This is a genomic window from Paenarthrobacter sp. 2TAF44 (assembly GCF_052114885.1).
In the GTDB taxonomy this organism is placed as follows: domain Bacteria; phylum Actinomycetota; class Actinomycetes; order Actinomycetales; family Micrococcaceae; genus Arthrobacter.
In genome coordinates this window covers 115,692-126,912 of sequence record NZ_JBFRFP010000014.1, presented here as the reverse complement: position 1 = coordinate 126,912, position 11,221 = coordinate 115,692, and the positions used below count along the sequence as shown (strand labels likewise).

9 protein-coding genes are annotated in these 11,221 nt (G+C 59.2%); 6 read left to right on the top strand and 3 right to left on the bottom strand.

The features are described from left to right. The first annotated feature begins 242 nt into the window (after positions 1 to 242). The 3 genes from AB4Z15_RS15405 to AB4Z15_RS15395 all read left to right on the top strand — a co-directional run bounded on the left by AB4Z15_RS15405 (position 243) and on the right by AB4Z15_RS15395 (position 1,644). Positions 243 to 521: a hypothetical protein gene (locus tag AB4Z15_RS15405; RefSeq protein WP_442017966.1), complete on the top strand. Its 279-nt coding sequence runs from the start codon at positions 243 to 245 to the stop codon at positions 519 to 521. Beyond that, complete coding sequence (locus tag AB4Z15_RS15400) at positions 518 to 1,246, top strand: DUF2511 domain-containing protein (RefSeq protein WP_442017965.1); 729 nt, start codon at positions 518 to 520, stop codon at positions 1,244 to 1,246. Before AB4Z15_RS15405 ends, AB4Z15_RS15400 begins: the two co-directional genes overlap by 4 nt. 68 nt (positions 1,247 to 1,314) lie before the next feature. After that, complete coding sequence (locus AB4Z15_RS15395; RefSeq protein ID WP_442017964.1) at positions 1,315 to 1,644, top strand: hypothetical protein; 330 nt, start codon at positions 1,315 to 1,317, stop codon at positions 1,642 to 1,644. A 430-nt stretch (positions 1,645 to 2,074) separates the two neighbouring features. Here AB4Z15_RS15395 and AB4Z15_RS15390 read toward each other — a convergent pair whose 3' ends face one another. Next, positions 2,075 to 2,239 (bottom strand): hypothetical protein, encoded by a 165-nt coding sequence (locus AB4Z15_RS15390; protein WP_442017963.1) that lies wholly within the window; start codon positions 2,237 to 2,239, stop codon positions 2,075 to 2,077. Positions 2,240 to 3,181: 942 nt separating this feature from the next. Here AB4Z15_RS15390 and AB4Z15_RS15385 point away from each other — a divergent pair. Next, on the top strand, positions 3,182 to 4,051 hold the full coding sequence (locus AB4Z15_RS15385; RefSeq protein WP_442017962.1) for a hypothetical protein: 870 nt from the start codon (positions 3,182 to 3,184) through the stop codon (positions 4,049 to 4,051). Positions 4,052 to 4,187: 136 nt separating this feature from the next. Further along, complete coding sequence (locus AB4Z15_RS15380) at positions 4,188 to 5,288, top strand: hypothetical protein (RefSeq protein WP_442017961.1); 1,101 nt, start codon at positions 4,188 to 4,190, stop codon at positions 5,286 to 5,288. Positions 5,289 to 5,608: 320 nt separating this feature from the next. On the opposite strand, the gene AB4Z15_RS15375 is transcribed toward AB4Z15_RS15380, so the two are convergent. Next, on the bottom strand, positions 5,609 to 7,084 hold the full coding sequence (locus AB4Z15_RS15375; RefSeq protein ID WP_442017960.1) for a DUF4041 domain-containing protein: 1,476 nt from the start codon (positions 7,082 to 7,084) through the stop codon (positions 5,609 to 5,611). Between the two features lie 567 nt (positions 7,085 to 7,651). Here AB4Z15_RS15375 and AB4Z15_RS15370 point away from each other — a divergent pair. Then, positions 7,652 to 8,683, top strand: a complete 1,032-nt coding sequence (locus AB4Z15_RS15370; protein ID WP_442017959.1) for a DUF4192 domain-containing protein — start codon at positions 7,652 to 7,654, stop codon at positions 8,681 to 8,683. A gap of 308 nt (positions 8,684 to 8,991) precedes the next feature. Here the strand turns inward: AB4Z15_RS15370 and AB4Z15_RS15365 are convergent, their stop codons facing one another. Further along, complete coding sequence (locus AB4Z15_RS15365) at positions 8,992 to 11,160, bottom strand: amylo-alpha-1,6-glucosidase (protein ID WP_442017958.1); 2,169 nt, start codon at positions 11,158 to 11,160, stop codon at positions 8,992 to 8,994. Between the last annotated feature and the right edge of the window lie 61 nt (positions 11,161 to 11,221).

Genomic DNA, 11,221 nt, shown 5'->3' with positions numbered 1-11,221 from the left:
GCCCTGCCCTCATCGCCGAGGAACGGGACCACCGCGACAACACCTCAAAGTCGCCATCACGAATATCCAAAGCAGGAGCGGGAGGATGAGCCATGCCCAATTCTCCCAAACACCAACCATAAAACTACTTTAGACACGCGGCACTAGTGAAGACGATAGCCCATAGAAGTCAGTCGGGCGCTGGGCAGACCATCGAGGCCGATATGCTCGACTTCATTCGAGAATCAACTTTGGGGGAAAACATGACTGGAAGCCCGATATACGGAGCCGGCTACTACCAGGGGCACCAGGACGGTCACCAAGAGGGCCACAATGAGGGCCTCGGACAAGGTGCCGGTCTAGGCGCCGTCGGCGTCATCGCCGTCACCGGCGCAATTTATGGCGTGAAGCTGGGCATCGACAAGCTCAAAGACCTCGCTGCTGCCAGGAATGAGAGGAAGCTGCTGGCGATGGAACAGCTGGAGGCCCCGGTGAATGACGAAAACGACGGTGACGATACCAGCCCGGGAGCGAACTCATGATTAATTCCCGGTACGCAGCGCCGGCCAGCATGGTCTTCGCCGGACTGCTTCTCGCTGGCTGTGCAGCGCCCACGTCCACGTCCAAGCCACCCGATGAGACTTCAAAACCGTCGACGCCGTCGGCATCAGCAGCTCCTGTCAGCACCCTGACTGACGCGGAGCGTGTAACCAAGGCAGAGGCCGCTGCTGAGACTGAGCTGCCCAATGCCCCTATCTGGAAGGGCATGACTTTCAAAGGCATTGTGGTTGACGAATCCGAGATCTGCGTTGACCGCACCTGGGCTCCAGGAGGAGGCCCGGCAAGGCTCGGCGGAAATGCAGGGTACGTCGTAGTCAGCTTTCCTGCGATCGCCGTCGGCAAGCCACAGGACGGAACCTGCCCAGATTATGTACCAGCTGAAGCAAAAGCACGCGCCAACGTCGAGGTGCCCTCTGCGGTGGCTAAAAACCAAGGTCTTCTTGTCAGCACCGATTTCGGAGATAAGTGGCCGCTGACAGTTCCTTACGTCGTAACCCACTGTGAGGACATCACGGTTGCCGGCCGGCCCCTCAGGGTAGCGACCGTTGATGCTCCGGATGGCAAGACCTACGCAGCCAATGGTACAGCCAAGGATCACGGCAACTATCTCGACATCGATCCCATCTGGGCGCCGCACCCCGATGTCTCCGGTCTGAAAATCGACATCAGTCCAGTCATTGATGCGGCGCTTGCACTTTGTGGTTGACCCTCGTTGAGCAAGGAAGAAGCGGTTTGGGCCACGGACCGGAGGAAGATCCTGGCGGGGAAATGGAGATGACCTCGAAGGAGGCTGCGACCTACCTGAGCGGCCCGGTCGGATTCGAGGTGAGCACGAAGTTTCTCCGCGGCCTCCGTTACGTCAGCCGGGGTCCGGTCGTTGAAAAACGAGGCTCCCGCCTGGTCTATCGGAAGTCCACCTTGGACGCCTTCCTCCGTGAGAACGGTACTGATCCCACAGCCTGGTATGCGGGCATGTGGCGGGAGGTGGCTGACCAGCTGCGCGCCATAGCTGACTCCGCTGGCGACGACGGGTTCAACCCGCTGATCGAGACCCTGGAGAAGCGCGACCCGCGGGATGACTGGGATCCCGACGACGCGAAGTAGGACGCCTCGTGACCAGCCTCAGGCCTGCAACGGCCCGTCGCAGGCCTTGCAGGCTTTCCGGGCGGCGCCAACACTGGTCTCTTCGACGACCAGCAGTCTCTTGGGGTTCTCATCCCACACATTGCCTACAGAATTGCACCAGGCCGGGGCCCACCTTCGGTGATCCATCGCTCCGGCGCGAGGCCGGCTCGACAGGGCGCGACTCCCCAGTTCTTTGGATTCCTGCTTGGATTGGCTGCCGCCTGCCAGGCACGGCGTGGACGTGGTGTCATGCCGGCCGCTCGATCTCAGTACGGGTGGCAAGGTCGATGAGAGTGCCGTCCGTATCCGCGATCGTGGCAATGCCCTGCTTGATGGCCAACTTAGAGCACTTCTTGCATCCGCTCAGGAGAAACCAGGCACGGGCCACAGTGCCTGTCTTCTGGCCGCCCTACGTCGTGACTAGCGCTGAGTTCAGGGCAAGGTGCGTCGAGGTGCCACCGGCCGTGTTGACCACCATAACGTCCTGAGTGCGCTTCCAGTCCGGGCCGTATGCCTCGTTTGCGAGGATGTTCGGCACGCCGTTGGGGATAGTGACCTGTTCGGGTTCAGACATGGACGTCATCTTATGCGGGCGCGCCACGGTTCTTGGGAAGCCGCCCGAGCCCAGGCTCGCTCCTGCTCGCTCCACGCTGCCCGTCGAAGGCTCACGACGGATAGTTCGGTGGCTGGCTCATCGATTGGAAGAGCTGCAATGCCTCGTTCAGGACCAGGGTGATCCCGCAGACGTTTTGCATCAGGTCCCTTACCAACGACGTCCAGAACTCTGTTCTGTAACCGGGTTCGGACTCGTCAGTGTTGGTGATGGGAGCCGGATTTCTTAACTGATCTGCCACGACAGCGCATGGGCGTCACCACTTGAAGTACGCCAGTTGAACAGCACGCCCAATCCAGAAAGGGATCGGGGTGGTTTCCGAAGACGTGGCGGGCCGCTTGTTCCACCATTTTCGTCAGATCAATGCGCGTTCTGGATCCCGGGCTTTCAGCAGGGCTATCAGGTCATCGTCGATAACCTTGGCACTACCTCCTGAGCAAACTTCGACTGTTCCACGCGTGCCGCTTTGGCGGCCACTTGCATCGCGACAGCGAAGAACTGGGGTTGCCCGCGACATTCAAATTAATCTTCGCCGTGGGTGGGAGCTGTCGGCTCTGACAGCGGCAGCATCCTGGAACCCGCTTATGAGGATTGTCGCAACCATGCCAGCGCCTACATTTCCGGCGAGTGCCGAGAGCCAATCAGTGATAACGGCCATAGGGCCACCTTTCCCAGAGTCATTGCGGACAGATACATAGAGTGCAAGTCCGAACGAGACCAAAATCAGAATGATGGCAACGACAATCCCCCACGGCCCGCCGATGCGAGGTCTGAGACATCTACTACTAGAAAACCACAACCACCATGCAAACCCGCATAAGACCACGCCGACGGCCGCATACAGAATCCGCGGATGAGATGGTCTTTTCCGGCTTGTCGTGCTCTCTCACTAATATCTGAATTATGACCTTCACCTACACGTCAGCGGATCTGGCTCAGATCGCCGCCAACATTCCAAACCAGGCCAGCGCCGCTGGCCTGGCAATCATTCACGGGGTCGAAATCATTCGGGAAACAGATGTGCAGATCTACCCGTTTGAAGCTGAAATCGGCGACGTGCTCCGAGTAGCAGTCATGGCAAACGCTCCCTTTATCACGGTGGAGACAGAAACATTCTGGACGAGCAGGATACGGAGCATCGAAGGTTACGAGGAACTGCCGCTCAGGGCCGAACGCCTGCTAGAGGCAACTGAGATCCACAATGACTCGCTCATGTCGGTGACAGTCAAATGGGTAGCTAGCGGACTCGTGTATGAATGGACGGCTCAGACCGAATGGATTGCTCCGCTGCTGACGGAAATCGATGAAGCGGTACAAGCCGCGCAAAATCAGGACGACGCCGTACAGGACGCCCGTGCAGAAGTTCACTACGCCAAACTACGGGCCGCGGTAGATGTCCTAGTCGAGTCGCCCAGGTACCGCCGGGAGCAGGTAAATAAACGTCGTCACATCGCTCCTGCCATTCTCGTCGAAGCCGGCCTGGGCGAGATCAATGACGTGCTGCTTACTCACCAGGTCATACCCGACGCCAACAGGATCGTGAACGCCAAGGCCATGGAGTTTGAGGAAGACTTCCGCGCCCGAAAGCGTGAATTGGCTGGCGAGCTATCAAGCGTCCCCGACTTCTATATGCAGAACACCAAGGCTGGCAAAAAGCTAGCCGCCATCGATTTTCTTACCGAGAAGGCTGACGGCTACAGGTTCCTCAACAGTAATTTTGCGGTGGAACTTAGCGACGCGGCGTCCGTGCCTCGAAACATGCGCCACCTCTAGCCGTGATCAAGAATTCGACCGGATTTCCACCCGAAATCGGATCCACGGTCGTTAATGGTCTTTGCTGGAAACACGGGATTAGAGGAAGGAACGTCTTTCCCAAGAGCGTGTACCGGTGTGGGCTAGTGTCGAAACCATGAGCGGAAAAAGCGCTAAATTACAGCGTCAGCAGGACAGGGCGGCAGCTAGGGCCGACTGGGCGGCGTTGGATCTGCGCATGCTCCGGGATGACGTCAACTGGATCGCGTCGTTGGGTGAGGCAAGCCAAGCAAACGCGCAGTGGCAAGGAATCATCGGCTTAGCCCTAACACCCCACATGGCACGGATCGTCCATGAAGGAATGGACCTCCTTGGGCGTCGCCGACCGACGCAGGTCCGAGCAGTCACCCTGAAGTTCGCGACCGAAATTGAAGCGTCCCGACACACCGTCAAGCTCCTGGACGACACCCAGAAGCTATACGACGGGGTGATCCAAGACTTCGAACGTATCGACCGGGAGCACTCCAAAGCGTGGGCTCCGCGTCGAAACTTCGGCATGGGCGTCAAGGATGGCCGAGTCTATTCGACAAGCCGTTCAGTAGAGTTCCAACGATCCGGGCGGCTTTCGGAGCGGACAATCGTCCCGAATGAGTACTCCAACCGCCTCGGTTACGACATCGGACGGGCAGCAGCGGCGATCGTCCGGCAATTTGGTCATGCCCCAGAGTTCACGCCGTTGCCTGTGGATCTGTGGGGCGAGGCACCATCCGCAGTAACGCTCGACCGCGCAGACTATTACACAACGCGCTTCGAACCTGAGTTCCCGGCCGCACTCAAAGATGTCCTGTGCGTCATCGAAGGATCGGTCAACAGCTGCCTACACGCCTTCAAACCAGTCGAAGGGCCTTTCACCAACCCGGTCTTCCGAGTCCAGTTCGTCACCGTCTCCCACGCCCTCAACGCGCTGGATGAAGTGCGCGACAAATATTCTCAGCTAGCCGATACCCCGGGTATGACCAGGATCAGTAGCGTCATTGATTCGCCTCAAGCGCTAAACCTCCGTTCCCTTCGGAAACTCCGCAACAGGTGCATGCATTACCTCATCCCACCCACGCTGATCGGGCTCGGAGACCACCTGCCTATGTATGGGCTTGTGGAATCGACATCGCCGGGACTCAGCTACGAGATCGTCAACGCGGAGCTGCAGCATGTGCTCGCAGCCCTATCCGACGCCCTATATAGCTGGAAACAGGCGTAAGCCGCAAGGAATCAAGCCCACCGCGTTGAACCATGCAGACACAAATCGTGTGCTGTCCACTGCGGTTACCCCAAATCGGGCATTCGAGAAGCTCAACCACCTGCCGGTCCTCTTTGGTTGTCGGAGCATCGAGAAACATCTGAGCGTCGTCCGCTGGGCCAACGCCACCGTCCGGCGTTGGTAGAGCGCCGGAATTCTGGCCTTCACCGCCACCGCTTGCTACTGAGCATCGCCGATAACGGCGCATATGACACGCGCCGCACGAACGGCCGGCTCCACTCTCGCTATGGATGCGTTCACCGGGACTTGGTAGTTCTGCGTTACACAGGCAACGCCTCTGCCTCTGGTGTGCTGAGGCGGAATTCTTCGGCGGTGGGTTGTTCGGTGAATTCAACGAGTTCGACGTGGTGTTCTTTCAGTACTTCCAGGACCTGATGCGGGGTGACCCGGAAGAATTCGCGGCGGAGGTTGACCTTGTTGACGCGCTGCTCAGCGAACGTCCGGTGCAGCATTGCCTCGGTGGCGACGGCATCGTCAGAGTAGAAAAGCGCATGCACATCAAAACGGAAAGGCACGGACGCATCTCCCAGTTCGTTGACCCGGTCCATCGGCTCCAGCCTGCGGGTCATCCCGATCTTGACCATGTTCTCCCCAAAAGCACCGATATTGGAAATGACGTACACGTAACCGGCACGTATATTCGCAGCTCGCCGTTCCACGTGAGCAAGGGCAAGCTCATCCTCAGCGATTTTAGCCCTCATGCGTTCGGCACCTTCGAGATCCCCGTTGGCTATCAGTGCGTCCAGGGTTGCCTGGTGCATGGCGCGTTCCTTGGCAAGCTTTTCCCGGGCCGCCGCCAGTTCAGCTTCGGCCTTCTTTTGTTCGCGCAGCTCTTCGCGGCGGGCGCGCTCCATTTCCTTCTCAGCGGCAAGGACCTGAAGGTGTTCTGTAGCGAGGACCATTTCCTGGATGCGCAGGTGGTGATAGGTCTCGTCGACTCGCAGATTGATCATCGTACCTTGGCGCTCGATCTGTTCCTTTGCCTTAGTCAGGCGAGCTGTCGCCGTTGCCAGATTGCCGGCCTTGACCGTTTTTACACAGTTTTCGGCTTCTGCGTTATATGCGCGAAGCATGATGGTCGACATCTGGTTCACGAACTTCATACCCTGCTTCGCGGAGTTGTTGAACGTGAAGTTCGACGTGGCATGAATTGCCTGTTTGGTCCGGGCCATCTCCTTGTATTGGGCACGGACCGATTCCAGCTTGGCGGCCAGGTGCGCGGAGTGCTCAGCGGGATGTTCGAAATCGAAGACACCCACTTCCTGAAGCACGGCAGCGGCTCGAGCGCTCACCAGTTGGCCTTCTGCTTGGGCCAGTTCGGAGCGCAGCTCGCGAAGGTGTTGCTCAAGACGCTGGCTTTCGGTTGCCCACGTCCTTCGTTCGTTCTCCATTGTGCGCCGGAGTTCATCCCGGCTGGCTTCTATCTGATCGAATTCGAGGAGTCCTCGCTCGTCAAGGATCCTTTGCAACCGCTCTACATCGGCCAAAGCAGTCTCGGCGGTCTTCTTTGCACCGAAGAACCCGACCTTTCGCGGCCCTCCAATCCGGTCCTGATCCGCTACCTGCTGTTGCTGGAAATGATCTTGTACCTGTACAGGCTCCTGCGGAGAGTTCTGTAGCGGGGCTGGCTGCTGTGGCTGGGCTGGCTGGACGTGATCGGTCCACTGCAGGCCGTCCCAGTAGCGAACAAAGCTGGTGTTTTGCGGGTCTGTGTACCAACCGGCGGGGACGCTCACGAGGGGAACCTATCGTCGTCGAAACAATTACTACGGGTTCAACGCTCAGCAGGTCCGATCACCCTGTACAGCTCCCCCAGGACGATCTTGCCTTACTCGCGAAGGAAGTTGAAGTTTTCTGAAGACATTTCAAGCCTGTCGGCTCAAGGCCAACGAAGATGCCTTATGGCTAGGTGCAAACCTGCAAGCGCTGAGATGTTTTGACTTCGCGGAGCCGAAGCGGGCCAACCCCTGCGTCGAAACGGTTTAGAACAATGTCACGAGGGTCATAGCGCCACTGCCAGTCCCGCCCATGAATGACCAGAAGCAACACCGCTGTTTGTCATTCTGATATCCCGATCATCGCTGGCAGGGTCCTCCGCGCAACCAGGGCGCTCACGCGCCGGACCCGATCCGGAAACTTCGCTCGGCGCTCCTGCGTCGCTCCCATCCTCCCGAACTTTCCGTCCCTGCCCCGGTCCCCCAAGTTGCACTCCAGCCCCCTACCCCAGCGCACAGGTCCCCTATCAGAACGGCCCACAAGACCAACGACCACAAGAAATACACACAGGGCGAAGGAAAAGGACAATGAACGCGCTCACCATCAAAGACCCCGCAGACCTACTCAGCTTCATCGGGCACACCCTCGGCTTCTGGCCCACGGAAAGCCTCGTCTGCATCACCCTAGACAAGAACAAAGTCGGCGCGACCCTCCGCATCGACCTCCCGCGCCAACAAGGAAGCGAACTCGCCTACGCCCGCACCGTAAGCAGCTACCTCACCAGCGACACCACCGCGACAAGCATCGTCTTCGCCGTCTACACCTCAACCCGCTGCGAACCAGGCCAGCCCAAACCGCACGCAGCCACCATTGCAGCTCTCACCGGAGTCCTCGCCGAAAACGGCATCACCATCCGCGACGGGATCTTCGTAGGTGACGACGCCTACTCCCCCTACGACAGCGAGCCCGGGCAGGACATCAGCCTTCCACTCAGTTCGACTGAGTACAGCCAGGTCAACGCCGAATTCATCTACCGCGGCAGCACCATCGAACCCACCAACCGAATCATGCTCCCAGCTGCGACACAGGAAACAGCGAAATCAACCGCCGTCGAAGAACGCATGAACACCATCCGCACACAGCCCCCTGATGATGCTGCACGAGAAGCGAGCCTGCTCTGGACAGGCATGCTCGAATCAAAGGACTTCCCCACCGACGAGGACTGCCTCAACCTCATCGCCAACTTCCAGTTCCCTCACATCCGTGACCGGCTCCTGGCCGACATCCCCGGAATCGACGAACCACCACAACACATCCTCTTCGCCCAAACCAACACCCCACCAAAATGGTCCCGCATCGAATGGGCCCAACAACTCCTCCTCCACGCCTACACCAGAACCAGCCCTCAACACGCAGCACCCATCCTCACCACCATCGGCTACATCAACTGGTGGCAAGGCCGAGGCTCCAAAGCACACCAATACATGCAACTCGCCCTCGACACAGACCCCGGCTACCGCTTCGCACGCCTCAGCGACCAAATGCTCGGAGCCGGCATCATCGCCGGCTGGAACAGCAACAAAAACACCGCCTACAAAACCCACCTCGACATGCCGTAAAGGAAGACAGCGACCCCGTGATGCTCAAGCAACGGGGAAAGCAAGTCAAGAGCCTCTCCTTCCGCGAGGAAGAACTCCGGATCGTCAGCCCTCGTCTAAGGAAGGAGCTCCCAAGTCATTTGACGACGGGATCCGCATGGTCAAGAACGTGGGAACCGTGCGCCGCCTCAGGCTCCGAGTGACGTGACGCCGGACTGGTGGCTCGTGCGCCGAGCCAGTCTCAAAGCCTTCGGCGATTCCAGGCGCGAAACCCTGAGTACAAACGCGACAAACTCGTGGGTACGCTGAGCCTGCTCCCTGTGCTTACCCTAGCCCCGTGGCATCCGTTTCGAGTGCTGCCTGGCTTGATCCACAAGCTCAGTCATCCATGGCCGGTGCCCACGGTAAAGCGTCAAGCCCTCGGCCAGTCCGCTTACTGTGCATTCGGACCCGAGGACATCGATAGTGACGGGTCCGCGGCCCGTCGGGGCATTGGTGATATGTAGTTGGCCAAAGGACTCCGGGAGCGCCGGATCCAGCCACAAGCCTCCACGGGAAACGTGCGCGTCGTATCGCATCAGGCTCGTCACCAGCGCGATCGGAGCAGTTGCTGCCCATGCCTGCGGCGAACAAGCAGTGGGATAGGGCACGGGCTGCGCCACCTGTCCCCTATCAAAGCCGCAGAAAAGCTCGGGCAGCCGTCCGTTGGAGTACTCGGCGCCCTCCAGCAACGCGGTGGCAATACGTTGCGCCTGCTCAACGAAGCCGTAGCGTACTAGTCCCATGACAATGATGGCATTGTCATGGGGCCAGACCGAACCGTTGTGATAGCTCGCAGGGTTATAGGCTCCCATGTCGCTGGCCAGAGTCCGGATTCCCCAACCGCTGAACATTTCTGGAGACATTAGTCTTTCAACCACCAGCGGCGCCTTGTCGTCGTCGACGATGCCAAACCAAAGACAATGACCCATGTTGGACGCGCACGCATCGACGGGACGCTTGTCGCGATCCAGTGCGATGGCGTAGTAGCCACGCTCTGGCAGCCAGAACTGCTCATTGAACTGCTTCTTTAGCCGCTCCGCGCGGTCCATGAGTTCGGCCCCCAGCGACTCGTCACCGACGTCGTACGCCATCCAGGCCCGTGAAACATACGCGCCGTAGACATAGGCTTGCACTTCGCATAACGCCATCGGTGGCTCCGCCAGCGTACCATCGGCAAAATTTATGCCGTCCCACGAATCCTTCCAACCCTGGTTGATTAGGCCCTGACCGTTGAGGCGCGCGTACTCGACGAACCCGTCGCCGTCTTTGTCCCCGTAGTCCCGGATCCAAGCTAAAGCACGGTCGGCATGGGGTAGCAGAGCAGCGGTGGTATCCGGGGAAAACCCCCAGCGGCTCACCGCCCCGAGCATCATCACGAACAGCGGTGTCGCGTCGACGCTGCCATAGTAGGCGGACTTGCCACCCAAAGCCAGCCCGCTGGAGACATCAAGCCTGACTTCGTGGAGGATCTTGCCGGGCTCCTCCTCGGTAACCGGGTCCACCACCTTGCCTTGGCGGTCCGCCAGCGTTTGCAGGGTGCCCAAGGCCAGGGATGGGTCAACGGGAAGCGCCATTAGAGACGTCCAAAGCGAGTCCCGGCCAAACAAGGTCATGAACCATGGCGCCCCCGCGGCTACAACCACACGCTCCGGATGATCCGGATCCTCGATCTGCAAGGCCCCCAAATCGTCGTAGCTGCGTCGCAAGGTCCGCTCGATGGAATGGTTACCCATCTGCAACACTGGGATTTTGGCCACCCACCCCCGGCGGCGCAGATCGCTGGGTGACGGTCCGCGGAGGTCCGGATGCATGAACGGTTCCACGTGATCGGCTCGGTCACCAGACGGCACTACGCTCAGTACAGCTTTCCAGTCGCTCGCTGGCCCCACCACCGTCCGGTATGTCAGAGCATCCGCCTCCACCTGAGCACCAATGGCCGTAATAACAACCCCTTTGCTGACCTCCTCCCAGAGTGCCTGAATGGTGAGTGAATCACTGTTCGGTCGTCGACTTTCGTCCCAACGCCGCTCGATCTTGGCTTCCTTCACTTCGAACACATCGGCGAAATCAGCCTCAACGCTGAGGCGGATCAGACATTCGACTGGACTTACCGAATAATTCCGAACGGTGATCTGCTCCAAGAGCCCAGCACCTACTTCGCGTAGCCGCTCAACAATTAGCGGGCTGTCTGCATAGCCGTCTGAACGGGGAACACGGCCGATAAAAAGTGCCCGGTAGGGTTCCTTCGTCTCCGCTGACAGTGGTTCAAGCGATTGGCCGTTGATAGTCAGGGCCCAGTTGGACAGAATCCGCGTGTCTTGAACAAAAACTCCCTGGGGGTAGCCCGGCAGGATGTCGCCGTTGGACGAGGAGATGCAGAAGGACGATCCTTCCACTAATGTGACCGCCCCGCTCCCCAACGGCCCTGCCGCAGTTTCTGCATTCCATCCCGCCATGTCCGATCCCTTCGAAAGGGTTTTTATGCGGCAATCGATGCGAGCTCCGGCCCGACTGCGG